Origin of the sequence: Micromonospora sp. C81 (assembly GCF_018070425.1) — a bacterium.
GTDB lineage: Bacteria > Actinomycetota > Actinomycetes > Mycobacteriales > Micromonosporaceae > Micromonospora > Micromonospora zamorensis.
On sequence record NZ_JAGPXS010000016.1, the window covers coordinates 150320 to 176752 of the forward strand.

The window sequence follows — 26433 nt, forward strand, 5'->3', positions numbered from 1 at the left end:
GTACGGGTAATGGCGTTCCCGACACTGGTCGGTCATCGGCCGCTGCTGGAGGCTGTACCCAGTCGATCTTCTCAGGGGGCAGCAATGGGTCAGCGTGTGGCGGTGTTCGGGGCGTACGGGCACACCGGACGGTTCGTGGTGACGGAGTTGCGCGAACGCGGGTTCGTGCCGCTGCTGCTCGGCCGCGACGAGAGCAGACTGGCGGCGTCGGGGCTCGCCTAACGGGTGGCGTCGGTCGACGATCCGGCCTCGCTCGACCAGGCACTGATCGGCGCGGACGCGGTCATCAACTGCGCCGGCCCATTCGCCTCGACCGCCGCGCCGGTGATCGAGGCCGCGCTGCGCGCCAGAATCCCGTACGTGGACGTGGCGGCCGAGATCGAGGCCAACGTCGACACGTTCGCGCACTTCAGCGAGCCCGCCCGTGCGGCCGGCGTCGCGGTCGTCCCGGCGATGGCGTTCTTCGGCGGGCTCGGCGACCTGCTGGTCACCACGGCGATGGGCGACTGGACGTCGGCCGACGAGGCGCACGTCGCGTACGGACTGAGCAGCTGGCACCCGACGGCCGGGACGGTCGCCGCCGGCGCCGTCTCCCGCGAGCGCCGCGACGGTCGCCGGGTCCGCTACACCGGCGGCCGGTTGGAGTACCACGTCGACGAGCACGACCTGCCGAGCCTGGCGTGGGACTTTCCCCCGCCGCTGGGCCGGCGGCGGGTGCTCGGTGAATTCACCATGGCCGACGTCGTCACCGTCCCGAGCCACCTGGCCATCCCCGAGGTCCGCACCTACATGGCCGCCGACGCCGCCACCGACCTGGCCGCCGCGCAGGCACCGGTCCCGACCGACGAGTCGGGCCGCTCCGCGCAGACGTTCACCGTCGACGTCGTGGTGCGGCGCGGCGACACGCGACGACGTGTCGTCGCCACCGGCCGGGACATCTACGCGGTCAGCGCACCCCTGGCCGTCGAGGCGGTCCGCCGCATCCTCGCCGGTCAGACGAGGACGAGCGGTGTCGCCTCCGCCGGCGAGATCTTCGACGCGCCCAACTTCCTCCGCGCGCTGTCGCCGTCAGTTTCCGTCGACCGGCACCCCGACGAAAATCGGCCCGAACTCGTTACCCAGAATGCGTAATAATCCAATAGCCCGGCGCGCCGGAGACTTAAAAGAAACTTAAGACCACGCGCGTGAAAAATTGTTATCCCGAGCGCCGGAGCCGGCCACCAGCGCCTTCGCGGAGCGACCTCCTTAATTCTTTTCCCGCGAGTTGATGCAGGCTCCTGACGTGCACATACTTCTTCCGACCGGAGCGTTATCGCCGACTCGAAGGACAACACTGGTAATGCGGACTCCCCCCGCGCACGTCGCACCGCAGGACCGGGCGCTGAAGCGTCGTCGCCTCACTCGCATCACGCTCGCCTCCGCGGTCGTCGCCGCGCTCGGCGCGAGTGGCATCTATATCGCCGGCGCCCAGGCCGAAGAGGTCGACGTGCCCGGCCGGGTCCAGGCGGAGGCCTTCGCGGCGCACTCCGGCGCGCAGGCCGAGGGCACCGGCGACACCGGCGGCGGCCGGAACGTCGGCTGGTTGGCCAACGGCGACTGGCTGCGGTACGACAATGTGTGGATCACCGGCGTCGACCTGACGGCCCGGGTTTCCTCGCACAACGCCACCGGCGGCACCGTCGAGCTGCACCTCGGCGCGCAGGACGGCCAGCTGCTGGCCAGCTTCCCGATCGCGCAGACCGGCGGGTGGCAGCAGTGGAAGACCGTCACGGCGAAGGCGTCCGGTGTGCCGACCGGCGCGCAGACCGTCTTCGCCGTCATGAAGAGCACGTCGTCGTCGGACTTCGTGAACCTGAACTGGTTGACGTTCGGTCCCCCGGCGGGCACGTCGCCGAGCGCGTCGGCCAGCGCCTCGCCGACGCCCACCGCCTCGTCCGCGCCGAGTGCCACCCCGTCGGCGTCACCCTCCTCGTCGGTGCCGCCGACCGCGCCGGCCGGCGGTTGGGTGCCGGTCGACCAGGCCAAGTGGAACAAGGAGCTGGCCGCGTTCAACGCGCTCAAGCCCAAGGCGGTGCCGCCGGGCACCACCCGGGTGCCGGAGTTCCACACCGACTGCGGTGTCGCGAACTCCGCCGCGGACGACCCGATCGTCCTGCCCGGCCTGTCGGGCGCCTCGCACATGCACACCTTCTTCGGCCCGAAGGTCGACGCCTTCACCACGACGGACAAGCTGTTCGCCGCGGCGAACACCTGCAACGCCCCGGGAGACAAGAGCGCCTACTGGACCCCGGAGCTGCGCAAGGACGGCAAGCCGGTCCCGATCAAGAGCATGCGCATCTACTACGGCTCGCGGGTCAAGGACCCCTCGACCGTCAAGCCCTTCCCGCCGGGCCTGGTGGTGGTCGAGGGTGACGCCAAGCGGCAGGTGGACACCCCCAGGAACGCCGGCAGCAACCAGTTCTGGTGCGCGGGCAGCGCCGAGATCGGTCGCAGCGCCGACGGCAACTGGCCGAGGTGCGCCCCGGGCGGCAACCTGATCTTCCAGCTCGTGTTCAAGGACTGCTGGGACGGCCAGAACATCGACTCGCCCGACCACAAGTCGCACATGGGCGACCCGGTGAACGGCGTCTGCACCGGCAAGTACCCGGTGGCGGTGCCGGACCTGTCCTTCATGGTCAACTACGAGTCGCTGGGCGGTGACGGTCTCAGCCTCTCCTCCGGCAAGCCGTCCTCCATGCACGGCGACTTCATGAACGCCTGGGAGCCGGATCGCCTCGCCGACCTGGTGAAGTCCTGCCTCAACCAGAACGCCAAGTGCGGCATCGACACGACGTTCGCCGGCGGCTGACCAGCGCCTCCACCCGTTGTCGACGGACGGCCCTCTCGCTCAGGCGAGGGGGCCGTCCGGCATCGTGCCCGGCCCAGCCCCGTGGCGACGCCTGCCGATCCCGTCGCGGAGCTTCCCGGCCCCCTCGCGGAGCGTCAGGATGGATGTCGCCGTCAGCGCGACGGCACGGTCGTCATCCTGCGACAGGCCCACCAGCGCGCGTGCGGCGATGCTGCCCCGGATGTCCGCCAGCGCCTCGGTCAGCCGCCGACGCGCGGACGGAGTCAGGGTGCCCCGGGCGAGGCGGTCGACGAGCCTGGTCGCGATCCGGTCCGCCGCCGCGGGATCGGCCGCCAGCACGCCCAACACGTCGGCCGCTTCGGCGTCCTTCGACTCCTCGACGACCATGTCGATCAGCGTCGGGACCGCGTCCGCCGCCCCCCGTGCACCGAGCGCCAGCGCCGCGTACCCGCGGACCACGACGTCGGGGCTCGCGAGGGCGTCGCGCAGCACGTCGGTCGCCGCGTCGTGCGGGATCTCGGCGATGGTCTGGACGGCACGCTCGCGTACGTCGGCCTGCGGTGAGCGGAGGCCGTCCGCGAGCAGCGCCAGGCCCCCGTCCCCCGACTGTGCCAGCGCCCATCGCAGGGCTCCGGCGACGTTCGGGTCGGACTCGTTGAGCGCCGCCTCGACGAGTGCCTCCACGGGCACCTGAGCCCCGTCGACCGAGGACAGGGCCGCGCGCTGACGCCTGCCCGCGCTCGGCGAGCCCAGTGCCTGTAGGAGCGCGACGACCTGGAGGACGTCCTCCCAGCCGGCGGGTTCGGCGGCACCGATCCGACGCAGTCGGGTGAGCAGGTCCAGTTCATCGGCGATGCGCTGTCGCGTCCGCTGGATCAGGTTGTCGACGAGGTCGGAGGGTGCGAAGCCGGGATCGTCGAGTGCCCGTCGGACGTCACGCAACGACAGACCCAGGGACCGCAGGCTCTCGACCTGGAAGATCAGCCGGATGTCCTCGTCGGAGTACTCCCGATAGCCGGCGCCACTCCGACCGGTCGGCCGGACCAGGCCGAGCGAGTCGTAGTGCCGGAGCATGCGAGCGCTGACCCCGGACCGGCGCGCCACGTCACCGATCAACACCTGCGCATCATCCCTTCTCACCGATCGCGCCGAGGGCCACCACGCGCTTCGCCTCCTCGATCGCGAACTCGACACCGGCATCCGGGTCCCGGGTCAGCCGTTCCGTCGCGATCGCGTGCGCGCGTACGTGCGGGTCGGGATCCGTCATCGCGGCGCGCAGGATCGGCGTGGTCACCGCACCGAGCGCGACCAGCGCCCGGCTGAGACTCAACCGCGTGTCCCGCGTGCCGCGCCCGAGCTGCGTCGCCAACACGTCGGCCAACTCGGGCTCGTCACCCGGCGGCACGAGGACGACCGCCGCTCGCCAGGCGCTTCGCGCCACCTCGTCGTCCGGGTCGGTCAGCAGCGCCCGCGTCAGCGCCGGCCAGGCCCGCCGATCGCCGATCTTGGACAACGTGTGCAACGCCTGGCTCCGGGCCTGCGCACGCTCCGAGCTGAGTTGGTCGGTGAGCTTCGGTACGGTCAGCGCGGTTGGGTGACGGATCAGTGCCCAGGTGAGCATCTCGCGTACGGAGAACTCGGGCTCGATCGCGCACCGCTCGACGAGGGTGTCGACGAACAGTGGGTCCGGGGCCGTGCCGACTGCCAGCGCCGCGCGCAGCCGCACCGACGGGTCGGCGTTCTCCAGCGCCTGGAGCGCCCGCGTGGTGTTCGTGTCCTTTTCCGGCCTGGTCATCGGGACCACCTCCTGGACCCCACTGAAGACCTTGCCACTGTGTCAAGGTCAAGGCGGCCGACGGGCACCCTGCGGGTCACCCGGAGTGCGGCGCTGGCTGGTCGGCGGACGACACCGACCCGCGCCGTCGGTCGCGCCACGGCAGACGGGTACGGCGGCAGTAGGGCAGGGTCACTCCACCGTCCAGGCGACGCCGGGGGGTCGGACGCGCGCGGACAGTGGTCCGCCCGCGGCATCGGTCAACCCGACCCGGCCGACGAGTGTGCCGCTGCCCTCGTGTGCGGCGCGCAGCAGCTCGGTCGGGATGTCGGTGAACATCAGCTTCGCTCGTCGGAACATCGCGAAGCCGTCCTCGGTCACCGCTCCCCAGCTCAGATACAGGAACCGCGCTCCCGGCCGCCCGTGCACCCAGGGGCCGCCGACGTCGAGCATCCCGTCGATGTCGCGGCTGGACACCTCGAAGCACCAGGTTGCCGTCGGCGCGTCGGCCGGCACCAGCTCGACCACCTCGGCCTTGCGCTGGACCCCGACGTGCACGTTGCCCAGCCGCAGCGCGTCGGCCTCCGCACCGGCGCGCCGCCCCGGGAGGTCGCTGCCGTCGATCCGGATCCGCATGCTGGCGACTCTAGGCCGGACGGGGGTGTGCGGCGGACAGGCGGGTCACCGCACCGCCCTGGGCGACAAAAGCAAAGGCAAGGAGATAACTCTCCCTGCCACTTCTAACGTATATCGCACCTGGGGGCTTGCGGCAAGACCCCGGTCCTGGCGCAGAATCTGCGGCCGGACCAGCATCAGGACGTAACGGGGGGCATGACGTGGGTGTGTTGTCGATGGACGGGGACCGCAGTGACCTCGCACCGGTGTTGGATCTTCGGGAGGTTGACGAGACGCAGGTCGGGGTCGTCGGTGGCAAGGCCGCGCACCTGGGCGGGCTGTCGCGGATCGACGGCGTCCGCGTGCCGGCCGGATTCTGCGTGACGACGGCCGCCTTCCGGCGGGTCATGGCGGAGGCACCGTCGATCGACGACCGGCTCGATCAGCTGTCGCGCCTGGGCCCGGACGACCGGGAGGCGATCGGCGCGCTCAGCGCGGAGATCCGCCGGAGCATCGAGGGGACCGCGATTCCGGCCGAGCTGGCGGCCACGATCACCAGCGCGCTCGCCCGGTTCGGCGACGAGGCCGCCTACGCCGTGCGGTCCAGCGCGACGGCAGAGGACACTCCCACGGCCTCCTTCGCGGGCCAGCAGGACACCTACCTGAACGTGGTGGGGCCGGAGGCGGTCCTGCGACACGTCAGCCGATGCTGGGCGTCGCTGTTCACCGAGCGGGCCGTCATCTACCGCCTGCGCAACGGCATCGACCACCGCGCGGTCCACATGGCTGTCGTCGTACAGCAGATGGTTTTTCCGGATGCGGCCGGAATCCTGTTCACGGCCGACCCGGTCTCGGGCAACCGGAAGGTCGCGACAGTGGACGCCAGCTTCGGGCTCGGCGAGGCCCTGGTGTCCGGCCTGGTGAACCCGGACGTCTTCACGGTGCGCGACGGGGAGGTCGTCACCGGGGCGGTCGCCGCCAAACACCGTGCCGTCGCTGCTCTGCCGGGCGGCGGTACGCGGGAAGTGGCGATCGACAGGCAGCGGCAGAAGCAGCCGGCGCTGATCGAGGAGCAGGTCGTGCGGCTGGTGCGGCTCGGGCGACGGATCGAGGCGCATTTCGGCCGTCCGCAGGACATCGAATGGTGCCTGGTCGACGACGACTTCCAGATCGTGCAGAGCCGGCCGATCACCACGTTGTTCCCCATTCCCGCGGCCGCTGACCAGGAGAACCACGTCTACCTGTCGGTCGGTCACCAGCAGATGATGACCGACGCGATGAGGCCGCTGGGGCTCTCGATGTGGCAGTTGACGGCCATGGCCCCGATGCTGGAGGCCGGTGGGAGGTTGTTCGTCGACGCCACCCGGCTACTTGCCTCACCCGCGAGCCGCGCCGGCTTCCTGGAGATGGCGGGGAAGTCAGATCCGCTGATGCGCGACGCGTTGGAAACGCTGCTCGATCGCCCGGACTTCATTCCGACGGTCCCGGACGACGGGGGTCCCGGCAGGCCGACGACCGGCGGCGCGTCCGCCCCGATCGAGACCGACCCGGCCATCGTGACCGAGCTGATCGAGCGCAGCGAGGCGTCCATCGCCGCGTTGCGGCGCGACATCGCGACGGTGACTGGTACGGCGCTGTTCGACTTCCTGCTGGAGGCCTTCCAGGAGCACAAGCGGATCCTGGGTGAGCCGCTGAACATGCAGGCGATCATGGCTGGCATGGAGGCCACCTGGTGGCTCAACGACCGGCTGTACGAGTGGCTGGGCGAGAAGAACGCCGCGGACACCCTCACCCTGTCGGCTCCCGGCAACATCACGTCGGAGATGGGCCTGGCGCTGCTCGACGTCGCCGACGTCATCCGTCCGCATCCGGAGGTGGTGGCGTTCCTGCGGGGCGTCGAGGACGACGGCTTCCTCGACGAGCTGCCGAAACTCGCGGGCGGGACCGAGGCGTGCGACGCCATCGAGGCGTACCTCGACCGGTACGGCATGCGCTGCGTCGGCGAGATCGACATCACCAGGCCACGGTGGAGCGAACGCCCCAGCACGCTCGTGCCCGTGATCCTCGACAACGTTCGGCTCTTCGAGCCGGGCGCCGCCAGGCGGCGCTTCGAGCAGGGGCAGCGGCAGGCGCGGCAGAAGGCGCAGGAGGTGTTGACGCGCCTGCGGGCGCTGCCGGACGGGCAGCAGAAGGCCGACGAGACCGAGCGGATGATCGACCGGGTACGGACCTTCATCGGTTATCGGGAGTACCCGAAGTACGGCATCATCAACCGCTACTTCGTCTACAAGCAGGCCCTGCTGGGCGAGGCCGAGCGCCTCGTGCGGGCCGGCGTGCTCACCGAGACCGAAGACGTCTTCCACCTCACGTTCCAGGAGTTCCACGAGGTCGTGCGCTCGCACCGGGTGGACGACGAGCTGATCCGGCAGCGCAGGGACGCGTTCCGGTCGTACCAGGCGCTCACGCCTCCCCGGGTGCTGACCTCGGACGGCGAGGTCATCACCGGTGCCTATCGACGCGACGATGTGCCGGCCGGCGCCCTGATCGGTGTGCCGGTGTCCGCCGGGACGGTCGAAGGACGCGCCCGCGTCATCCTCGACATGGCACAGGCTGATCTCGAAGCGGGTGACATCCTCGTCACGACACACACGGACCCCAGCTGGACGCCGCTGTTCGTCGGCATCGCCGGCCTGGTGACGGAGGTCGGCGGGTTGATGACGCACGGCGCGGTGATCGCACGGGAGTATGGTCTGCCGGCTGTCGTGAGCGTGCTCGACGCCACCCGGCTGATCCGCGACGGGCAGCGGATCCGGGTGCACGGCAGCGACGGGTACGTCGAGATTCTGCCCGGGTCGGCGGCGCAGGAGGAGGAACGACGATGACGATGTCTGTCCGACGTCTGGCGGCCGTCGTGGCGACGGCGTCGACGGTGGTGTCGCTGGCGGGGTGCGGCACCGGCGACGCACCCGAGGCGCGCACGACGCCGAGCCCCGAGGTGACGGCCAGCCCCGAGGTGACGGCCTCCCCCTCGCCGGCCGCCGAGCAGGAGTTCCAGCGGCTGGAGAAGACGTTCCAGGCGCGACTGGGGATCTACGCCGTCGACACGGGCACCGGCCGCACTGTGGAGCACCGACCCGACGAGCGGTTCGCGTACGCCTCGACGTGGAAGGCGTTGGCCGCCGCCGAGGTGCTGGACGGCACCACCGACGCCGAGCTGGACCGGGTGGTGCGCTATTCGGCGCAGGACCTGGTGTCGCACGCACCGATCACCGAGAAGCACGTCGCCGAGGGCATGAGCCTGCGTGCTCTCGCCGACGCCGCCGTGCGCTACAGCGACAACACGGCCGGGAATCTGCTGCTGCGTCACCTCGGGGGCCCGCAGGGGTTCGAGAAGAAGCTGCGCGGGATCGGCGACACGGTCACCGACCCGGCCCGCTACGAGACCGCCCTCAACGAGGCGACGCCGGGCGACCGGCGGGACACCAGCACGGCGCGGGCTCTGGCGGGCGACCTCCGGGCGTACACAGTGGGGGATGCCCTGACGCCCGCGGACCGCGACGTGCTGCTCGGTTGGCTGAAGGGCAACACCACCGGCGCGGCGCTGGTCCGCGCCGGGGTGCCCGCCGGCTGGGTGGTCGGGGACAAGACCGGGACCGGAGGGTACGGCACCCGCAACGACATCGCGGTGATCTGGCCGCCCGATCGTGCCCCGATCATCGTCGCCGTGCTGTCCAGCCGCGACAAGTTGGACGCCACCCCCGACGACGCGCTCATCGCCCAGGCCACCAGTGTGGTCGTCGCCCAGCTGTGACCGCTCGGCCGGCTCGCGCTCAGGCGACGAGCAGGAGCACGCTGATCGCCAGCATCACCAGGGCGGTGCTCGCGTGGACGCCGTACGCGATCGCCTTTGGGCCCTTGCTGCGCAGCACGATCAGCGCGTCACCGATGGGTATGAGGGTGGCGGCCAGCATGAACCAACCCAACAGGTCTGACGTCGCTCCGATGATCAGGACGAAGATGAAGAGCCCCGACGCGATGTCGCGCACGCCCTTGACGGTCAGCCAGGCCTGAAACGCCCGGTCGTCGGTCGGCGTGCCGGGGATGCCGAAGCCGGTTGCGGCCTGCGGTGCCCAGAAGACGCGCGCGCCGATGACGATGATGCCTACGCCGATCAGTGCGGCGAGCACGGTGGCGACGGTGGTGAGCATGGGTTGCCTCCCCTTTTGACGGCAGCGCCCGCAGCGACTGTTGCCGGCGCTAGTTGTTCTAGCAACGCTAGATCTAGCTTCGATAGGAAGTCAAGCGTTGCTAGGATGCAGTCATGTCCGGCATCAACGAGCGCCGCGAACGCGAACGCGCCCACCGTCACCAGCTGATCGTCACGGCCGCGCGCGAACTCGCGGAGACCGAGGGCTGGGAAGCGGTGACGACGCGACGCCTGGCCGAACGCGTCGAATACAGCCAGCCGGTGCTCTACAGCCACTTCAACGGCAAGGAAGCGATCGTGAGCGCCGTCGCCATCGACGGCTTCGGCGAACTCGCCGCCCACCTGCGCCGCGCGAGACTGGCCGCCCCCGAGCCGGGGCAGGCCCTGCGTGCCGTCTGCCGCGCCTACCTGGATTTCGCCACCGAACGACCCGCCCTCTACCAGGCCATGTTCGTCCTGCCCACCGACCTGAGGTTCGCCAGCCCCGAGACACCGGCTCCCCTGCGGGCGGGCTTCGACGAGTTCGTCAGCTGCTTCGACCCGGACGACGAGCGCCGCGAACTCATCGCCGAGGTCACCTGGAGCGCGTTGCACGGCATGGCCGTCCTGTCGGAGACCGGCCGCATCCCCCCAGAGGGCCAGGACGCACGACTCGACTTCCTCGTCACCCAGTTCACCGCGCCGAATGCGGGCGGCGCGGCGACCGTCACGGCTTGACTCCGATGTAACGGATGCCCGTGGCTCGGATCTCGCCTCGGTGTGCGGCCGCCCGCTCGTGGGTTACCGAACTGGGGTACAAGTCGGGGAAGAGATAGGGGGCCTCGGTGAGCAGCCGGGTGTGAAACCGGGCCTGGAGCGCTTGGACGATGGCGTGGCCGTTGTGCAGGCCCTCGCGTTCGGCCCAGTCATCGAGGTAGGTATGCCAGGGTTGCCCAGATGCGAGCCACAGCTCCCGGTGGTGGTGTAGCCAGCCGTGCTCGCCGTTGTCGGGCAACCGGTCGAAGCTCCATCGTGCGGTTGCCTCGTCGAACTTCTCGTACGACCACTCGACGATGATGAGCACGCCGCCCGGCGCGAGGGCCGCCGCGGCTCGGTCGAGTGCCCGGTCGAGGTCACTGACGTGGTGCAGCGAGGCACAAGCCACGATCGCGTCGACCGGGCGGGTCCCCTCGTGGTTTTCGAACTCCGTCTGATGGAAGCCAGGCTCGGGCGGTGCGGCTGGATCCACGCCCACGGCGTCATAGCCGTGCTCCCGCATGGCCGGGACGAAGCCGCCGGTCGGGCCGCATCCGATCTCCACCACATGGGATGGTGCCGGTGGCAGGTGAGCTTGCACGAAGGGCCAGAGGGTGCTCAGCCAGCGCTGCTCAGCGGCTGTCGTGTCGATCATCTTGTCTCCTTCGAGTCGGCGGCCGAGGGGTGCGGCCAGCACCCCTCGGTGCCGTGATGTGTCGTCAGCTGCTGCGGAGCAGGCGCACCGACAGCGGCGCGAAGACCGCCGTCAGCACCGCGCAGGCGATCAGGATCCAGGCGAGCTGGAGGCCGGGTGTGCCGCCGGCCATCAGCTCTCGGGCGGCGGTCACCAGGTGGGTGACCGGGTTGACATCGACAAAGGCTTGCAGCCATCCGGGCAGCGTGGCCGGGTCGACGAAGATGTTGCTGAACAGCGACAGCGGGTACAGCAGCGCCTGGGTCACGCCGAGCGCGGCGCCGGGTGACTTCATGAGCAGCGCCAGCGTTGTCCACACCCAGGACAGGCTGACGCTGAAGGTGACGACAAGCAACACCGCGGCCACCACACCGAGGACGTTGCCGTGTGGGCGGAACCCCAGTGCGAGACCGAGCCCCACGACCACCGCCGAGGCGAGCACGTACCGTACGGTGTCGCTGAGCATTGCCCCGATGAGTGGTGCGGCGGGTCGGATCGACAGCGTGCGGTACCGGTCGAACGCGCCGCTGGCGAGGTCGATACTGAGCGCGGCGCCGGTGGTGCCGGTGGTCACCAGCAGTGTCATCACGAGGATCCCCGGGACCAGGTAGCCGACGTACGTGCCGGTCGATCCGCCGACCGCGCCGCCGAACAGGTACGTGAACATCAGGGTGAACACGACCGGGTGGACGGCAATGTCGAAGATCTGGACGGGGGTACGCCTGATCTTCAGCAGAGCGCGTCGGGTGAACGCCAGGCTGGCGGTCAGGGTGCTGGGCCGGGACGGTCGTGGGCGGGTGGCGAGCACTGCCCCGGGCCGTCGGGCGCCGGTGACACTGTCGAGCGTGGTCATGCGGTCTTCTCCTTTCGGGCGCCGTCCGCAGTGGCCGGACGGCCGGTCAGGGCGAGGAACACCTCGTCCAGGCTGGGCTGTCCGAGGGTGAATTCGGTGACCTCGACCCGGGCTCGCGACAGCTCGGCCAGCGCGTGCACCGCTGCCGCGGCGGCGGCCGGCCCGCTTTCCGGCACCTGTGCGGTCACGGCGGCTGGATCGGAGCCGAGCGCCACGGGCCCGTGCAACGCCTGGCTCAGCAACCGTTCGGCGGCGGCCCAGTCGTCAGGTTCGGCCAGACGGACGTGCAGGGTGCCACCTCCGACCGATGCCTTGAGTTGGCTGCTGGTGCCCTGGGCGATGAGGGTGCCGTGGTCGATGACGGCGATGCGGTCGGCGAGCTGGTCCGCCTCGTCGAGGTACTGGGTGGTCAACAGGACCGTGGCGCCCTCGGCGACGAGGACCCGGATCACGTTCCACACGTCGTTGCGGCTGCGCGGGTCCAGCCCGGTGGTGGGCTCGTCCAAGAACAGCAGGTCGGGGGTGACGATGAGTCCGGCGGCGATGTCCAGCCGGCGCCGAATGCCGCCGGAGTACGTCTCGACCAGACGGTCGGCCGCCTCGGTCAGAGAGAAGGCGTTCAGCAGCTCCTCGGCCCGGGCTGCCGTGCCAGCACGGGAGTGGCCGTGCAGCCGACCGAGGAGAACGAGGTTTTCCCGTGCGGTGAGCCCATGGTCGAGCGAGGCGTACTGGCCGGTCAGGCTGATCCGGTCACGTACCGCAGCGGCGTGGCTGACCACGTCGTGGCCGAACACCCGCGCGCTACCCGCGTCGGGGCGCAACAGCGTGGCCAGCATGCGGATCGTGGTCGTCTTGCCGGCGCCGTTGGGACCGAGAAACCCGTACACCGAGCCCGCGGGGATGCTCAGGTCGATACCGTCCACGGCTCGGGTCGCGCCGAACGTCTTTACCAGGCCCGTAGCTTCGACGGCCAGGTCGCTGGAGTTCGTCATCGGGTCCAGCCGTCCTCGTCGACCAGCTCGCCCTGCTCCGCGCTGACATCACGGGCGACGGCGAACGCCGCGGCGGCCTCGGGCAGGCTCGGCGCTCCGGTGAGGGCCGCTTGCAGGGCCTCGGGCGAGTCCCACCGCCACATGTCCACCCAGGTCCGCTCGTCGACGCGGATCAGTCGGGTCTCGGTCGGACCGGCGAATGCCGCCCGGATCGCTTCGATGAGCTTCGTGCGCCGCTCCAGCACCGCGTCGGCGTCAGCGGGGTCGGCCGTGAATCGTGTCGTCCGGATGAGAGCCATCTCCGCACCTCTTCTTTAGAGTCGTTCTCTAGAGCTTAACTCTAGTGTTAAGGTACAGGTATGCAACGGGTCAAGAGCACCGGCAAGAAAGGCGAGAAGTCCCGGCAGACCCGGCGACGGATCCTCCAGGCCGCCTACGAACTGTTCGTCGCTCAGGGCTACGGAGCCACGACGCTGCAAGGCATCGCCGAGCGCGGCGACGTCGCCGTACAGACCATCTACTTCGCCTTCGGCAACAAGCCCTCGCTGCTCAAGGAGCTGGTTGACGTCACCATCGCCGGCGACGACGAGCCCATCTCCACGATGCAGCGGACCTGGTTCCTCGACGCCCTCGCGACCGACACTGCCGAGGCGCATTTGCGGGCACACGTGCGAGGCACCTGCGAGGTGCTCCAGCGGGTCGCGCCGATCATGGACGTACTAAGCGCCGCCGGCGCGCAGGATCCGAGTCTGGCCAGCATGTGGCCGCAGGACGCCGATCCGCGACTCGAAGTCCAGACCGTCGCGGCGCGCAGCCTCGTGGCCAAGCCCGGCGCCAAGGCCGACCTGCCCGTCGAGCACGCTGCCGACCTGCTCTTCGGCCTACTGAGCCCGCAGTTGTACCTGCTGTTCGTCCGCGAACGAGCCTGGACCCAAGATCGCTGGGAACAGTGGGTCTACGACACGCTCCACGCGCAGCTCTGCGCCTAGGACGAGCTTTCGGCTACCGCGAACTCAAGACCGGCCGAACCGCGTCCTGCCACCAACCCGTGCCCTGACGTACGGGTGGGCGCGCGAGCGAGGCCCGGTGATCTGCCCGCCGGTGGCATCATCGTTCGATGAACGTTCGTCGCCTGGCGGCCGTCGACATGCACGGCACCCGAGGCACCGCCCGCCGACAGCGCATCATCCTGACCGAGTTCCTGGTCGGCGTGGTTGCCATGGTGGCGCTGGGCATCTGGTTGCTGGCGTCGTCGAGCAGCCTCGGCAGCCGGGCGATCGGCCTGTGGTTCACCGGGGCGGGGCTCAACTACGCGCCACTGTCCATCCACGCGATCGCACTGACGAGACCCGGCGCCCTCGACGCCGAACTCACCGGTGTCGACATCGACCGGGAGCTGCGCCGCTACACCGTTCTTCAACTGTGGGTCTTCGTGCCGCTCGCACTGGTCGTCTTCGCCGTACGCGACGCACTCGCCCGGCGTCGGGCGGCTCAATGACGCCCCGAACCCGGTCGATCATGGAGTTGTGGTGGTCCGCAAAGCCACAATTCATCCCCGGACGGGCACCACAACTCCATGATCGGCCAGCGTCAGTCCGTGTTGCCGTTGTCGTACGTCATCTGGTGGCGGCGGATCTCGGCATGATGGTCGGCCGACCAGGCCGCCAGCGCCAGGACGGTGGAGAGCAGTGACCTGCCCAGCTCGGTGAGGGCGTACTCGACGCGGGGCGGAACCTCGGGATACGAGGTCCGGGTGACGAGGCCGGTGCGCTGGAGGTGCTTCAAGGTCAGCGTCAGCATCCGCTGTGAGATGCCGGGGATCGCGCCACCCAGATCCGAGTAGCGGACCGGCCCGTCGGCGAGCGTGCCGATGATCAGCACACTCCATTTGTCGCCGACGAGGTCCAGGACCTCGCGGATGAAGTCGGCGTCCTCGTCGTTCCAGTGGGCACAGGGCCCCGGAGCCGCCCGGACGTTAGCCCGGACGTTGGTACGCCTGCGCCGAAGATCCCCTGCGCTCATCCCCTGCCACCTCTCCGTCAGCCCCTTGCCACGAACATGAATGTACCTTTTGTGGCCTTCCAATTCTCATGCATCATGGTGTTACGAACAAGAAGTGAGAATAGAGGAGGAGTGCAATGAAGATCGAGTTCTGGTCGGACATCGTCTGCCCGTACTGCGGGCTGATGGACCACCGGCTCCACCAGGCCCTGGACCGGTTCCCGTACGGCGATCAGGTGCAGGTGGTCCACCGGTCCTTCCAGCTCCACCCCGACCTGCCCCGCGAGGGCGTCAGTCAACGAGAGTTGATCACGATGGCCGGAGCCCCCGCGACGACCGTCGACCGGGTCCTGCGGCCCATCGAACGGGCCGCCGAGGCAGAGGGCCTGACTCCCTACCACGCGGTGGATCGCACGCTCGGGCCGACTGACCTGGCCCACGAACTGCTCGCCTACGCGACCGACCAGGGCCGCGGCGCCGAGATCTGGACGGCGATGTTCCGCGCGCACTTCGGGCAGGCCCGCAAGCTGTGGACCGCCGACGAGGTCCTCGACTTCGCCGCCGAGGTGGGCCTGGACCGCGCCGACGCCGCTGAGGCCCTGCGCAGCCGCCGCTACCGCGCCCGGGTGGCGACCGACCAGCGCGAGGCAGAGCGCCTCGGGGCACGAGGCGCGCCCTTCCTCGTGTTCGACGGCCGCTTCGCCGTTCCCGGAGCGATCGGCATCGACGACCTGCTCGCGGTCATCGCCAAGGCGTGGGCCGAGAGCCATCCCACGCCACAACCCCTGCCGACCCTTGCCGGCACCGGTGACGTGTGCACCCCGGACGGCTGTGCCGTACCCGACCGCACCAGCTGAGCCGCCCGCGCCCGTCGATCATGGACTTGTGGTGGGTGACAAGAGCCGCGACCCGTTTGCAAACGGGCACCACAACTCCATGATCGACCCGGACATGACCGAGGAGGAGGCGGTCGCCGCAGGGATGCCGGAGCGGGCCGGCCTCTCCCACGAACAGATGAACGTGGTCGGGCAGCCGGCCCGCCCGGAGTACGCGGGGCTGTGGCAGCGCTACCGGCGGGCGGCCGCACCAGCGCCGCGAGCCCTCGGCATTCCCCTCACGACTTTCGCCGAATGGACGAGCGACGCTCAACGCGATTCGTCGCAGCGATGAGTGGCTGACGCCCTCAGCGGGCCAACGCCTAGCGAGCCGCCTTGTCACTGAGGGACCGCGGGTACCGGAAGGCACCCAGCAGTGCGGTGATGACACCAGCGACCAGCAGGACCCTCACCACGTTGTACACCACCGTGTCGCCCGTGGAGCGCGGCGGGAAGACGTCCTTGACGAGCCAGCCCACGCCCAGCCCCAGCCCGATGCAGGCGTACATCGCGGCCCGCAGGCGTGGAAGGTGCTGCGGGCGGCCGAAGATCCGGGGCACAGTCGTGCCGCCACGGCTTTTGACGAGCAGAACGGCGGCCATGGCCAGGTTGGCGGCGGCGCATACGACGGCCAAGGCCACGTCCACGGATCCCATGGGGCCACACGCTAGCGCACCTGCGCCCGGGCCAAGGATCGAACAACGTTGCATGGTTCGTACCGTGTTGGAACACTGCGGCGGTGCCTGGTCCTGCGCTCCCGCAACTCCTTCGGCCTCGTGCTCTGAGGCCCGGAGATCTCATCGTCATCGCATCGCTGTCTGGGCCGCTGCAAGCCGTCTACGAGCCCGATCTCGACCAGGCGGTGGCCGTGCTCGAACGGATGGGATTCCGCGTACGCCGAGCACCGCTGCTCGAAGCGGGGCGTCACCATTGGTGGAGCGCGGGCACGCCGACGGAGATCGCCGCAGAGTTCAACGCTTTGCTGCGTGACCCTGAGGTGCGCGCCATCGTGGCGCATGACGGCGGTCAGACGGCGCTCGGCTACCTCGACCTGATCGACGTTGACGCGATCGTTGCCGATCCCAAGCCGATCCTCGGCTACAGCGACGTCTCACTGCTGCATCTGGTGCTCTACGCACGCACGGGTCTGGTCGGGTTCCACGCCGACATGGCCACACCCGGGCTCGGCGGGGCATGGCAGCGTGCGCCCGCAGCGCGCCAAGCCGAGCTGGAAAAGCTCTACGTGACGCTGCTGACCGGGACGGAGGCGATCGGCGCGCTGCCGGTCACGCCGTCGTGGGAGTGCTGGCGTGCCGGTCGCGCCGAGGGCCCGCTGATCGGTGGGGTGCTCAATCGCATCATGCGGGCGCAGGCGACGCGGTACGCGCTGCCTCTCGATTGGTTCGACGGCGCGGTGCTCTTCTGGGAGGAGATGGGCGGCTACGCGTCGTGGGTGTGGAGCGATCTGCAGGTGTTGCGGCACTGCGGGATCCTCGATCGGATCGCCGGCATGGTCGTGGGAGTCCCGCATGCAATCGACGGGCTCGGGGCGCCCGACCAGTCCCCAACCCTGCCGGAGATAGTCCTCGACGTCCTCGGCAACCGTGACATCCCGGTCCTGGGCAACGTCGAGTTCGGACACGCCGGCCCGAATCTGCCGATGCCGGTTGGCATCCGCGTCGCCGTCGACGCGGGGCAGCGGACGTTGTCGCTGCTCGAACCGGCGGTGCGGCCGCACCCGACCACGGCATCGAGCCGCTGAGCCGATCAGAAGGCCCGCAGCCTCGATGTGCCCGCGGTCGGTTCAGGTTCTGGCAACCAACGCTGTGGCCCGCCAAGTCGTGAACTAATCTATGACAATCGATTATGTCGGTTCGAGGAGAGGAACACCGATCGTGAACGTCGGTAACCGAACCCTTCCACGGCTCCTCTCCATCCTGCTGACTGTCGTGCTCGCCACCGGCCTGTCCCTGGTCGGTGCCGGGCCGGCGGCGGCCGGGCAGACCAGCCTGCGGGCCGCCGACCCGAGCGTGATCCGCGTCGGTGCCACCTACATCTCCGTCCAGTCGCTCAACGGCGGGATCGCCGTACGGCAGGCAGCCTCCCCCGACGCGCTGGCCGCCGCGGCCGCGCGGCAGGTCTGGACGGACAGCCGCAACCTCGGTGAGGTCTGGGCCCCGGAGATCGTCACCGATGGTGGCCGCTACTACATCTACTTCTCGGCCGGGCGCGGCACCGCCCACCGCATGTACGCGATCCACTCGGCGTCACCGGCCAGCGGCTACACGGCCGAGCGGCAGCTCGCGCTGCCCGGCGGCAAGTGGGCCATCGACGGCAGTCTGTTCACCTTCAACGGGCAGCGGTGGTTCGTGTGGTCGGGTTGGGCCGGCGACACCAACATCGAGCAGAACATCTACCTCAGCCGGATGAGTGACCCGCTCACGCCGACCGGCAGCCGGTACGTCATCTCCCAGCCACGCGAGAGCTGGGAGCGCGTCGTCGGCAACCCGTTCATCAACGAGTCCCCCGAGGCGATCCGGGACCCCAACGGGCAGCTGCACATCGTCTACTCCGCCAACGGCAGCTGGAGTGACCAGTACTGCCTCGCCGACCTGCGACTGCGCGCCGGAGGCGACCCCACGTACGTGTGGGACTGGTACAAGTCGAACGGCTGCCTGTTCGGCTCGAACCGGTCCACCATGATGGCCGGCTGGGATCCCACCCTGTACGTCAACGGGCCCGGTCACCACAGCTTCGTGCTGCTCAACGGCGACATCGCCACGAGCCCGCCCGCCGGGCCGAGGTTCCCGCTGATGTACCACGGCGTACCCAAGGGCACCGCGTATTCCTGGGCGAACCGGCACTGGTACACGGGCACCTTCTGCTGGTGGGGCAACGCCACCTACCGCCGCGCCAATGTGCCCGGCCCGACAGCCGACACCGGGTTCAGCATCAAGTTCTTCGAGTGACCGCGCCGCGGGCACCCGCCGAACAGACAATCCCGCAGCGGGTCATCGACGCTTGTCCGAGTTCCCTAAGATCGACGGCGACACATGTCATCTGTTGAGACACGGGGGATTTCGATGAGGATTCGACCAGGCATCGCCGAGCTGATGGCTGTGGCGTCGGTGGTGGCGGCGGTGACCGCCCTGCCGTCGGCCGCCTCGGCGGCTGAGGTGGCGGAGGTGGCGGAGGTGGCCACGCGGGCCGCCGGGGTGGGCCCGCCCTGCGTCCGTGAGGATCTGCGGCTGCCCGCCGGGGCGTGGCAGCGGATCACGGTCATGCACGCCGACCCCAGCGGCCGGTTCCAGATCGCGCACGGGACGGACACCTCCTGGCGCGAACACCTCATCCGGTGGGACGCGGGTGTGCCGACCAACCTCGGCCCGCCGACCGGCTCACCGACGGACGTCAACGAGCAGGGCGATTTTGTCGGCAACACCTCCTCCGAGGACGGGCTCTACCGCAGCACCGCGTGGCGGTACTCCGCTGGGCAGGTGACCGCGTTGCCAGGCCTGCCGGGCAGTGTGCAGACCATCGCGAGCGCCATCGCCGGGGACGGCACCGTGGTCGGGTGGGTGCGGTTCGCCGACGGGCAGCCGACGGCGGTGACCTGGGCGGCGGACAACAGCGTCCGGGTCCTGCCGGGTTCCGGCGACAGTCGGGCGATCGATGTCGACGTCGACGGCACCGTCATCGGTTACCTGTCCGAGAAGCCGGTGCGTTGGGCGCCCAACGCCCAGCCTGAGCTGCTGCCCGGCTACGCGCCCGGTCCGGACACCACCTGGGCGCTGACCGGGATCAGCGCGGGTGTGGTGGTGGGCCAGGAATACACCGGGTCCCGCCAACTCGTTCTCGCGTGGGCGCCCAGAACAGCCCCGGTCCTGCTCGCTGAGGGGGCCGTGGCGCACGCGGTCAACGCGCGTGGCTCGGTCGCCTACGAGCAGACCTACGAGAACCAGCAGTGGCTTCGGCAGGACGGCATCGACCGCGCGCTGCCATTCGGTCCGTCTCCGTACTCGGTTGCCGACATCACCGGCCTGAGCGACGACGACGTCGCGTACGGCAACCACTACTCGACCCCGGTCCGGTGGATCTGCGGCTGACCCGGTCCGTACTCGCAACGGCGGTGGCCCAGGTCGGACGTTCGGCCCGGGCCATCGTCGCCACGACCCGAGCCCCGATCTCCTACCGGAACGACTACGAGAAGATCCGGCCGGCCACCGCGAAGCTCACCAGGATCGCGCCGGCCAGCGGCACGGCCACCGCGACGGCGAGGGCCCGCCGTCGATGCGACCCGCCGGTCAGCACCACGATCACCAGGCCCAACGCAAGGTCGATGACCACGTTCCACCACACGGCGGCCCCGTGGTCGGGGTCGGTCGCCTTGCCGGCAAATCGGGCCGCCTCCTCGAAGAACACGGCGGCCGGCAGCGCCACCCCGACGACCTGCCGCCACCCCTCACCACGCGCCCACGTCCCGCCGGCGCCGAAGACCACTCCGGCGAGCACGCCGAAGAACATCCAGACCAGCGACGACGGTGCCCAGAGCACCGCGAGGTCGTCGTCCTGCAGGAGCGCCGCCGCCAGGTAGTAGCTGGGCACCGCGACGACGAGCAGGACGGCGGCACCGAGTGCCGAACGCAGCCACCCGGACCGCGCCCAGTAGCCGAAGAAGAAGGCAGCGACCGCCCAGGTCGCTGTGGAGTTGCCGAGTTCCGCGAAGGGATACGGCAGCCACTTGATCCAGCAGAAGTCGAGAAAGCCGAGCAGGAATCCGCCCACCACGGAGGCGAGCGCCACCGCACGGTCGCCAGGTCGCATGGCGGCAGAGCATACCGAGTATGCCCCGCACTGACCTGGTCGGCCCTCCCCCGAAGCCGCAGCCAGTCAGTGGGTGAGGCCAACCAGCGTCGCCAGTCGCGCCACGCCGGCCGGCGCCGGGTTCGCGCGGGCGATCTCGGCAATCACCGTACGCGCCAACGGCCGGCACCGAACCTCGGCCGGCGCGACGCTGTCCGCGTCCACCAGGGCGCGTGCGGCGCCACGCAGGTCACCCACCTTCAGGTACGCCCGCGCGACATCAACCAGGTACGCGCCCCGATACTCGGCCGGCAGCCGCCGCCACGCCTCCCGCCGCACCACCGTCATATGCCTGTGCAGCGCCTCGTCGGCGGCACCCCGTTGCCCCGCCGACAGCACCCGCGCCACGTCGACGACGATCGGCCCGAAGCTGGTGCGGTGCGTGTCGTCGTACCCCCGAAGGTTGGTGGCGACGCCCGCGGCCCGGTCGGCCAGCTCGTCGGCGCGGCGGGCGTCGCCGCAGCCGGCGGCGGCCAGCACGGCCTGCACCAGCAACGTCCCACCCACGGCCCGCTCCCCGCCCGTTGCATCCCGTTACTCACCTCCACCGCCCCGAGCGGCGCCACCTTAAGAAAGTTAAGATCAAGCTCTTGTAAGTTAAGAATTTCAGCGCTACAAATTGTGTATGACAGAGCAGGCGATGGACTGGCAGGAACTCACCAGCCTGACGCGAGGGCAGCCGTTCGTCGTCGAGCGGGTGCGCCTGGCGAGCAACGGCGTCGCGATCGAGGGCGAGTTCGAGCCACCCCAACTGGCTCAGCTCAACATCGAGGATCAGGTCTTCGTCACGGCGTTCGTGCGCTGCCACGGTTCGATCAAGGAGATGGAACGCATCTTCGGGGTGAGCTACCCGACGATCAAGTCACGACTCAACCGGATCACGCAGATGCTCGACTTCGTCGAGACCGACCCGGCGCCGTCGCGGGCCGACATCATCGACAGGCTGCGCCGCGGTGAGATCACCGCACAGCAGGCGTTGGGCGAGCTGGACGGCCGGTCGTGATGCCGCAGTTGGTGACCGTGAGGGTCAACCGCCCGGACCGCCGACCCATCCGCGTCTGGGTTCCGGTGCTTCCCGTGGTGCTCGTGCTCTTCCCGGTCGTGGTCCTGGTCGTGCTGGCGGCGATCGTGGCCTGCGTCGTGTTCCGCATCGGTGTGGTGCGGGCGCTCGGCGCCGGTTGGCGTGTCATCTCCGCGCTGCCCGGCGCCCGCTTCGACATCGAGCAGGGCCGCACGGCCGTGCTCGTGGCTATCCGATAGGAGAGGTTCGCATGACCGAACAACGCAAGGACATCCTCGACATGCTGGCCGCCGGCAAGATCACGGCCGAGGAGGCGGAGCAGCTCATCGCCGCCCTCGAACGGGACCAGGCACCGGCGACGACGAGTCACGACGTCCGACAGAAGGGCAAGGTGAAGTACCTGCGGGTGGTGGTGGACGCCACCGACAACGGCGAGCCGTCGCGGGTCAACGTGCGGGTGCCGCTGCAACTGCTGCGGGCCGGCGTACGGCTGGCGGCGCTGGTCCCGCCGCAGGCCCTGGTAAAGGCCAACGCCTCACTCAGCGACTCGGGTGTGCCGATCGACCTGACGCAGCTCAAGCCCGAGCAGTTGGAGGCGCTCGTGGAGCACCTCGACGAGGTGACCGTGGAGGTGGACTCCCCCGATGCCACAGTGCGGGTCTTCTGCGAGTAGGCGCCGTCTGATGGGACGGCACCTCGAGAGGGTGCTGGAACACCCTCCCGAGGCTGCGCCCGCCGCAGCAGAGCACAGGTGAACTGCCAATCTGAAGTTTAGCCACTCACCAGCAAACCAGCGGAGGGACCACTCGGACGGGTGGTCCCTCCGCTGGCATCCCGGACAGGTCGGCTGGGACAGCCGACGACAGGGCAGCGCACGTCGCGGCCACCCGGGGTGGCTCGCCCGTTCAGCCCTTGGCCTGGCTGCGGCGGACCCGCCGACGGGGCTTCTCGTCGCCGCCGGCAAGCCGGGTGAAGGTGAGCATGTTCGCCAGCGCCACGGCGATGATCGCGACGCCGACCTGGATCGCGAGCACGACCCAGTCCCAGCGCAGCACCCACACCTTCACGCCGGCTCCGTCGTCGATATCGAGCGCCCGGGCAACCACGGTGCCCAGCACCGCCGAGCCGACGCCGATGACGAACGTGGCGAAGAGACCGATCCGCTGCCTCCCCGGCAGGATGAGTCGGCCGAGCAGACCGACGAGCGCACCGATGAGCACCGCGCCGAGATAACCAGTTACCAGCATTGCCGAATCTCCCCTCCAGCAGTGCCCAGGTACATGCCCGAATCTCACGTTCGGGGAAACCCCCGCTCGATCGCGGTCTGGTTCAGGGCTTGCGGGCAGCTGGTCGCTGGCGCAGGGTAAGCGCGCACAGCACGCCTCTGATCAGGGCCGCGGACATGCCCCCTCGATCCACTACGCTGCTGGATCTATCCCACGTGACCGAAGGACGCACATGGCCCGCCCCTACAGTCCCGGACCGAAGCAGTTGGTCTTCGCCGTCGGTGATGGCAACGATCAACACGTCTCCGTGGGCGACCCTCAAGAGGCCTACGTGGCGTTCTCCGCGTTCTTCCGGGGTCGAGAGTCTGACACCTACACCATCACTGACGAAGCGGCAAGGCAGAGTCTGGTACTCATGCCCCGTCTGGGTGTGATCTCCCGGATCAAGGATGCGGACAAACCTCGGTCGGAACACCTACGGGTCGACAGGGCCAACCGCTACCTTCCGAGCGCGATGCTGTTCTTCGAGAACGGATATGCCGGCCTCGACCACTTCGGCCAGTGGTTCTCCGACCTCTCCGACCTCGACGCGTCGCCGGAGACCCGCGGTGCCGCCCGCGCCGCCACGTTCACGACGGAAGCAGCGGCAATCGAAGAAGTCGGCCGGATCTGGGCAGATTCCGGCGTCGTCGACCCGAGCGACAAGCATTACGTCTTCTTCGACTCGCATGATGTCGACGATGACCGAGCCGATCGAGCCGAACTTCTCCAGTTGATCGAGTTCCTCGGGCTCGAACGGGTCGACGCCCCGGCCGGGGCCGTCGGGGGCGAAGTCTGGGTGCGTACCGACCCACGCCTCGACGTCGAATGTGCACGGTGGTCGTGAAAGATGAGAGACATCTTCCGGACCTGTGGCCGACTTGCCGACCGCTGACGGCGCTGGGCTCGCTAGCCGGTGCAGCGCTCTGACTTCTCCAGGTCAGCGAGCATCGCTGCGGCTTGCGCAAGCTGCCCTTCGTGGAACACCGGTATGCCGTGACGTAGCAGTTCCTCTGCGGCTACTCCCCGTCCGGGCACGGTACGGCCGGTGAATGAGCCGTCATAGATCACGCTACTGCCGCAGGTTGGGCTGCCGTCGACAAGGATCGCGAGCGCGACGCCTGCCTCTACCGCCCGGTCCAGTGCTCGTCGAGCGGCGAGCCTAAACAGGTTGGTGACGTCTGCGCCGGTGGCTTCTTCAACCCGCGCGGAACCCGCGAGAACGTCTCCCGCAGTCCCCTCTACTATCTCGGCGGGCGGGCGAGGAATGGGAAAGCCCACCGCGACCTCCGGACAGAACCGCACGAGGCGTCCTTCGGCCGACCAGCGGTCCCAGATCAGCGAGTTCACCGGCACATATGTCGCGTTGTAACGCAGCGCCCGCCCCTGCAAGCATCCGCTGACAAGCACCTTCAGCACGGTTCCGAACCGTAGCACCGGGCCGACGCGATTGACGGAGAAGCTGACCCAGGACCAGCATCCGCCACGGCCTGGCGGAGATGGCTGACCGACACCGCAACGTCCAAACCAAGACCAGACGCGAGAATCTGCCGCAATCCATGCGACCTGTCGCGCTCGATCAGGCAGAGGCTCGCATCGCCGCCGCCCTGACCGCCGGCGGCAACCTGCTCTCCGACGCGCACGCACCTTTGTGGTGGGTCCTGGCCGACGCCGAGGGCAACGAGGCGTGCGTCGCCACCTGGGTCGGCCGCGCATAGCAGGACGGCGAGGTTTCACCTCGTGAGCCCGACCAGCGTGGCGAGTCGCGCCACGCCGGCCGGCGCCGGTTGCGCGCGAGCAACCTCGGCGATCACGGTACGCGCCAACGGCCGGCACCGAACCTCAGCCGGCGCGACACTGTCCGCGTCCACCAGGGCGCGGGCAGCCCCGCGCACGTCACCCACCTGCAGGTACGCCCGCGCGACGTCCACCAGGTACGCGCCCCGATACTCGGCCGGCAACCGCCTGAACGCCTCCCGCCGCACCACCGTCACGTGCCTGTGCAGCGCCTCGTCGGCGTCACCCCGTTGCGCCGCGCACAGCACCCGCGCCAGGTCGACGACGATCGGCCCGAAGCTGGTGCGGTGCGTGTCGTCGTACCCCCGAAGGTTGGTGGCGACCCCCACGACCCGGTCGATCAGCTCGTCGGCGCGGCGGGCGTCGCCGCAGCCGGCGGCGGCCAGCGCGCCCTGCACCAGCAACGTCCCACCCACGGCCCGCTCCCCCGCCGACCACCCCCGTCCCTCGCCCCCGTGATCATGAGGTTGGCGGGTGGTTTGATCTCCATCCGGCCCGTCAACCTCATGATCACCGGAGCGGGACGGGGTCGGGTTGGGGGTGGGCGGGAGGATGCGGTTTGCGGCGGTGAGGGTCGCGGTCAGGGCCAGGCGGTCGCGGTTCGACGCGCGGAGCGCCTGGGCTACCGAGATGGCCGCCGTTGCCGCCAGGATCGGGTCGTCGCCAGCGGCGGCCATCGCCCGGTCGGCGGCCAGCCACCCGAGGTCGGCCTCGCCGAGCTTGACCAGCAGCGACGAGGTGATCCGGTACGCCTGCACCAGCACCTCCGCCGCCCGCGCGCCCTGAGCGGCGTCGAGCAGACCCGGCAACACCCGCACCAACTGCCCGTAGTGCGCGTGCTGATAGGTCAACCAGGCATACCCAACCTGCCTCCTGACTTCCTCCATCGTCTGGGCCGGGGCCTGCGGGATGCCGTAGCGGGCGAGCACGGCCCGGATGTCGTCCACCCCGGCCGGCGGGCCGGCCGGCGTCGGCCGCTGCTGGCCGAGCAGCACTTCCGGGTCGACCCGCAGGACGTCGGCCAGTTCCTGGATCACCGAGTACCGGTCCAGGGCGCGCGCACCCCGCTCCACCTTGTCCACCCAGCTCTTCGACCTGCGCAGCCGGTCGGCAAGCATCTGCTGCGTCATCGACCGCCGCACCCGCCAGCGGGCCACGCGGCGGCCGATCGGGACGTCATCGTTGGTCACGCCGCCACCGCCGGTCCGGGACCGCGCGGGTCGTGTCGTCTACGGGTACGCGCTCCGCCTCGGCTTGGGCGAGGAGGCGCTGTTTGGCGGCCTCCCGCTCGGCCGCCTCACTATTGTTCTCCGGAGCCTTGTCATCCTGACTGCTCATCCCCGCCTCCTCCGGTGGAGGCCCAGCAGCTCAGGATCGTTCCTCGCCGCGCTGGACCGTCGGGACGTGCTCACGTCCCAAACCGGACAGTAGGGTGGATTGGTGATGCCGTGATTACTGCCAGTTATGCGGCCAGGTTGATGCCGATGCGGCCGGCGAGCAGACGCAAGTCGTCTGGGATGGCTCGGCGCTGGGCGCGATGGGCCAGCGTCACTACGGCGTCGCGGGCGAGGGGGTTGATGGCGAATGGGATCGGCGCTGCCCGCTCGGCCTGCACGAATGCTGCTAGCGCCTCAACGTCGCGGCGGCCGCCGTCCGCCAGCGCTCGCCCGATATCGAGCCAATAGGACAGTTGGCGATTCGATGCCTTAAGCACCTGCGGTCGTATCGTCCGGGACAACTCGATCACCTTGCCGGACTCGCCCTGCTCTGGCACCCCTCTGTGTCAAGAGGCCGCGGTGAGGGCTGTTCTAGGCTGGGGTGTGGCGGGTCCGGGAAGTGACTTTTCCGAAGTGTCGATCTCGGGGTTCAGGTCGGCCGCGCTGGATTGCAGAG

At 69.6% G+C, this 26433-nt stretch carries 34 protein-coding genes and 1 pseudogene; 18 read left to right on the top strand and 17 right to left on the bottom strand.

The window, feature by feature from the left end:
• Window positions 1–84: 84 nt before the first annotated feature.
• The 3 genes from KBX46_RS32695 to KBX46_RS24295 all read left to right on the top strand — a co-directional run bounded on the left by KBX46_RS32695 (window position 85) and on the right by KBX46_RS24295 (window position 2848).
• Entirely contained in the window at window positions 85–222 is a 138-nt protein-coding gene (locus KBX46_RS32695; protein WP_247668070.1) for a hypothetical protein, read from the top strand.
• A gap of 3 nt (window positions 223–225) precedes the next feature.
• Complete coding sequence (locus tag KBX46_RS24290) at window positions 226–1131, top strand: saccharopine dehydrogenase NADP-binding domain-containing protein (RefSeq protein ID WP_308159677.1); 906 nt, start codon at window positions 226–228, stop codon at window positions 1129–1131.
• 208 nt (window positions 1132–1339) lie between these two features.
• On the top strand, window positions 1340–2848 hold the full coding sequence (locus tag KBX46_RS24295; RefSeq protein WP_210794184.1) for a DUF1996 domain-containing protein: 1509 nt from the start codon (window positions 1340–1342) through the stop codon (window positions 2846–2848).
• Window positions 2849–2887: 39 nt separating this feature from the next.
• On the opposite strand, the gene KBX46_RS24300 is transcribed toward KBX46_RS24295, so the two are convergent.
• The 3 genes from KBX46_RS24300 to KBX46_RS24310 form a co-directional block, all read right to left on the bottom strand.
• Entirely contained in the window at window positions 2888–3967 is a 1080-nt protein-coding gene (locus KBX46_RS24300; RefSeq protein WP_210794185.1) for a MerR family transcriptional regulator, read from the bottom strand.
• 7 nt (window positions 3968–3974) lie between these two features.
• Entirely contained in the window at window positions 3975–4643 is a 669-nt protein-coding gene (locus tag KBX46_RS24305; RefSeq protein WP_210794186.1) for a HEAT repeat domain-containing protein, read from the bottom strand.
• 171 nt (window positions 4644–4814) lie between these two features.
• Entirely contained in the window at window positions 4815–5258 is a 444-nt protein-coding gene (locus tag KBX46_RS24310; RefSeq protein ID WP_210794187.1) for a DUF5990 family protein, read from the bottom strand.
• Window positions 5259–5473: 215 nt separating this feature from the next.
• Between KBX46_RS24310 and rph the strand changes: the two genes are divergently transcribed.
• Entirely contained in the window at window positions 5474–8119 is a 2646-nt protein-coding gene (gene rph / locus KBX46_RS24315) for a rifamycin-inactivating phosphotransferase (RefSeq protein ID WP_210794188.1), read from the top strand.
• A complete protein-coding gene (gene bla, locus KBX46_RS24320; protein WP_210794189.1) occupies window positions 8116–9048 on the top strand; it encodes a class A beta-lactamase in 933 nt (310 codons plus the stop codon). The genes rph and bla overlap by 4 nt, the downstream gene beginning before the upstream one ends.
• A gap of 19 nt (window positions 9049–9067) precedes the next feature.
• Here the strand turns inward: bla and KBX46_RS24325 are convergent, their stop codons facing one another.
• Window positions 9068–9424, bottom strand: coding sequence for a DUF4267 domain-containing protein (locus KBX46_RS24325; protein WP_308159678.1), 357 nt, complete (start codon window positions 9422–9424; stop codon window positions 9068–9070).
• A 134-nt stretch (window positions 9425–9558) separates the two neighbouring features.
• On the opposite strand from KBX46_RS24325, the gene KBX46_RS24330 reads away from it, so the two are divergent.
• Window positions 9559–10161, top strand: coding sequence for a TetR/AcrR family transcriptional regulator (locus KBX46_RS24330; protein WP_210794191.1), 603 nt, complete (start codon window positions 9559–9561; stop codon window positions 10159–10161).
• On the opposite strand, the gene KBX46_RS24335 is transcribed toward KBX46_RS24330, so the two are convergent.
• From KBX46_RS24335 to KBX46_RS24350, 4 genes are all read right to left on the bottom strand, one after another.
• Window positions 10151–10834 (bottom strand): bifunctional 2-polyprenyl-6-hydroxyphenol methylase/3-demethylubiquinol 3-O-methyltransferase UbiG, encoded by a 684-nt coding sequence (locus tag KBX46_RS24335; protein WP_210794192.1) that lies wholly within the window; start codon window positions 10832–10834, stop codon window positions 10151–10153. The genes KBX46_RS24330 and KBX46_RS24335 overlap by 11 nt on opposite strands.
• Window positions 10835–10898: 64 nt before the next feature.
• Window positions 10899–11726: an ABC transporter permease gene (locus tag KBX46_RS24340; RefSeq protein WP_210794193.1), complete on the bottom strand. Its 828-nt coding sequence runs from the start codon at window positions 11724–11726 to the stop codon at window positions 10899–10901.
• Entirely contained in the window at window positions 11723–12718 is a 996-nt protein-coding gene (locus KBX46_RS24345) for an ATP-binding cassette domain-containing protein (RefSeq protein WP_210794194.1), read from the bottom strand. Before KBX46_RS24345 ends, KBX46_RS24340 begins: the two co-directional genes overlap by 4 nt.
• Window positions 12715–13017, bottom strand: a complete 303-nt coding sequence (locus KBX46_RS24350) for an antibiotic biosynthesis monooxygenase (protein WP_141909251.1) — start codon at window positions 13015–13017, stop codon at window positions 12715–12717. The genes KBX46_RS24345 and KBX46_RS24350 overlap by 4 nt, the downstream gene beginning before the upstream one ends.
• A gap of 60 nt (window positions 13018–13077) precedes the next feature.
• On the opposite strand from KBX46_RS24350, the gene KBX46_RS24355 reads away from it, so the two are divergent.
• Both KBX46_RS24355 and KBX46_RS24360 read left to right on the top strand, forming a co-directional pair.
• Complete coding sequence (locus KBX46_RS24355) at window positions 13078–13707, top strand: TetR/AcrR family transcriptional regulator (RefSeq protein WP_210794195.1); 630 nt, start codon at window positions 13078–13080, stop codon at window positions 13705–13707.
• Window positions 13708–13835: 128 nt separating this feature from the next.
• Window positions 13836–14216: a hypothetical protein gene (locus tag KBX46_RS24360; protein ID WP_210794196.1), complete on the top strand. Its 381-nt coding sequence runs from the start codon at window positions 13836–13838 to the stop codon at window positions 14214–14216.
• Between the two features lie 92 nt (window positions 14217–14308).
• Here the strand turns inward: KBX46_RS24360 and KBX46_RS24365 are convergent, their stop codons facing one another.
• Entirely contained in the window at window positions 14309–14740 is a 432-nt protein-coding gene (locus KBX46_RS24365; protein ID WP_210794197.1) for a helix-turn-helix domain-containing protein, read from the bottom strand.
• Between the two features lie 116 nt (window positions 14741–14856).
• On the opposite strand from KBX46_RS24365, the gene KBX46_RS24370 reads away from it, so the two are divergent.
• Window positions 14857–15576, top strand: a complete 720-nt coding sequence (locus KBX46_RS24370; protein WP_210794198.1) for a DsbA family protein — start codon at window positions 14857–14859, stop codon at window positions 15574–15576.
• A 31-nt stretch (window positions 15577–15607) separates the two neighbouring features.
• Window positions 15608–15889 carry a hypothetical protein gene (locus KBX46_RS24375; protein ID WP_210794199.1) on the top strand — a complete coding sequence of 94 codons (282 nt, stop codon included), beginning with the start codon at window positions 15608–15610 and terminating at the stop codon, window positions 15887–15889.
• Between the two features lie 28 nt (window positions 15890–15917).
• Here KBX46_RS24375 and KBX46_RS24380 read toward each other — a convergent pair whose 3' ends face one another.
• Window positions 15918–16250: a hypothetical protein gene (locus KBX46_RS24380; RefSeq protein ID WP_210794200.1), complete on the bottom strand. Its 333-nt coding sequence runs from the start codon at window positions 16248–16250 to the stop codon at window positions 15918–15920.
• 83 nt (window positions 16251–16333) lie between these two features.
• Between KBX46_RS24380 and KBX46_RS24385 the strand changes: the two genes are divergently transcribed.
• From KBX46_RS24385 to KBX46_RS24395, 3 genes are all read left to right on the top strand, one after another.
• Complete coding sequence (locus KBX46_RS24385) at window positions 16334–17356, top strand: LD-carboxypeptidase (RefSeq protein ID WP_210794201.1); 1023 nt, start codon at window positions 16334–16336, stop codon at window positions 17354–17356.
• 133 nt (window positions 17357–17489) lie between these two features.
• Window positions 17490–18563: a glycoside hydrolase family 43 protein gene (locus KBX46_RS24390; RefSeq protein ID WP_308159679.1), complete on the top strand. Its 1074-nt coding sequence runs from the start codon at window positions 17490–17492 to the stop codon at window positions 18561–18563.
• Window positions 18564–18677: 114 nt separating this feature from the next.
• Window positions 18678–19700, top strand: a complete 1023-nt coding sequence (locus tag KBX46_RS24395) for a hypothetical protein (protein ID WP_210794203.1) — start codon at window positions 18678–18680, stop codon at window positions 19698–19700.
• A 94-nt stretch (window positions 19701–19794) separates the two neighbouring features.
• Here the strand turns inward: KBX46_RS24395 and KBX46_RS24400 are convergent, their stop codons facing one another.
• Window positions 19795–20418 (bottom strand): DUF6518 family protein, encoded by a 624-nt coding sequence (locus KBX46_RS24400; RefSeq protein WP_210794204.1) that lies wholly within the window; start codon window positions 20416–20418, stop codon window positions 19795–19797.
• A gap of 66 nt (window positions 20419–20484) precedes the next feature.
• Window positions 20485–20964 (bottom strand): hypothetical protein, encoded by a 480-nt coding sequence (locus KBX46_RS24405; RefSeq protein WP_247668071.1) that lies wholly within the window; start codon window positions 20962–20964, stop codon window positions 20485–20487.
• Between the two features lie 118 nt (window positions 20965–21082).
• Here KBX46_RS24405 and KBX46_RS24410 point away from each other — a divergent pair, with 118 nt between their 5' ends.
• From KBX46_RS24410 to KBX46_RS24420, 3 genes are read left to right on the top strand one after another with little or no spacing between them, the layout of a single operon-like run.
• Complete coding sequence (locus KBX46_RS24410; RefSeq protein ID WP_210794205.1) at window positions 21083–21460, top strand: DUF2089 domain-containing protein; 378 nt, start codon at window positions 21083–21085, stop codon at window positions 21458–21460.
• Window positions 21461–21471: 11 nt separating this feature from the next.
• Window positions 21472–21717: a hypothetical protein gene (locus KBX46_RS24415; RefSeq protein WP_308159680.1), complete on the top strand. Its 246-nt coding sequence runs from the start codon at window positions 21472–21474 to the stop codon at window positions 21715–21717.
• Window positions 21718–21728: 11 nt separating this feature from the next.
• Complete coding sequence (locus tag KBX46_RS24420) at window positions 21729–22151, top strand: hypothetical protein (RefSeq protein ID WP_141909239.1); 423 nt, start codon at window positions 21729–21731, stop codon at window positions 22149–22151.
• Window positions 22152–22383: 232 nt separating this feature from the next.
• On the opposite strand, the gene KBX46_RS24425 is transcribed toward KBX46_RS24420, so the two are convergent.
• Window positions 22384–22725 (bottom strand): GlsB/YeaQ/YmgE family stress response membrane protein, encoded by a 342-nt coding sequence (locus KBX46_RS24425; protein WP_210794207.1) that lies wholly within the window; start codon window positions 22723–22725, stop codon window positions 22384–22386.
• Between the two features lie 211 nt (window positions 22726–22936).
• On the opposite strand from KBX46_RS24425, the gene KBX46_RS24430 reads away from it, so the two are divergent.
• Window positions 22937–23590, top strand: a complete 654-nt coding sequence (locus KBX46_RS24430) for a hypothetical protein (protein WP_210794208.1) — start codon at window positions 22937–22939, stop codon at window positions 23588–23590.
• A gap of 62 nt (window positions 23591–23652) precedes the next feature.
• On the opposite strand, the gene KBX46_RS24435 is transcribed toward KBX46_RS24430, so the two are convergent.
• Complete coding sequence (locus KBX46_RS24435; protein WP_210794209.1) at window positions 23653–24162, bottom strand: DUF523 domain-containing protein; 510 nt, start codon at window positions 24160–24162, stop codon at window positions 23653–23655.
• Between the two features lie 158 nt (window positions 24163–24320).
• On the opposite strand from KBX46_RS24435, the pseudogene KBX46_RS24440 reads away from it, so the two are divergent.
• Window positions 24321–24461 (top strand): annotated as a pseudogene (locus KBX46_RS24440) (VOC family protein); the annotation flags it as partial.
• 15 nt (window positions 24462–24476) lie between these two features.
• On the opposite strand, the gene KBX46_RS24445 reads toward KBX46_RS24440, so the two are convergent.
• From KBX46_RS24445 to KBX46_RS24455, 3 genes are all read right to left on the bottom strand, one after another.
• Complete coding sequence (locus KBX46_RS24445; protein ID WP_210794210.1) at window positions 24477–25730, bottom strand: helix-turn-helix domain-containing protein; 1254 nt, start codon at window positions 25728–25730, stop codon at window positions 24477–24479.
• Window positions 25717–25878 (bottom strand): hypothetical protein, encoded by a 162-nt coding sequence (locus tag KBX46_RS24450; RefSeq protein ID WP_210794211.1) that lies wholly within the window; start codon window positions 25876–25878, stop codon window positions 25717–25719. The genes KBX46_RS24445 and KBX46_RS24450 overlap by 14 nt, the downstream gene beginning before the upstream one ends.
• Before the next feature lie 124 nt (window positions 25879–26002).
• Window positions 26003–26314: a hypothetical protein gene (locus KBX46_RS24455; RefSeq protein WP_210794212.1), complete on the bottom strand. Its 312-nt coding sequence runs from the start codon at window positions 26312–26314 to the stop codon at window positions 26003–26005.
• Window positions 26315–26433 lie beyond the last annotated feature (119 nt).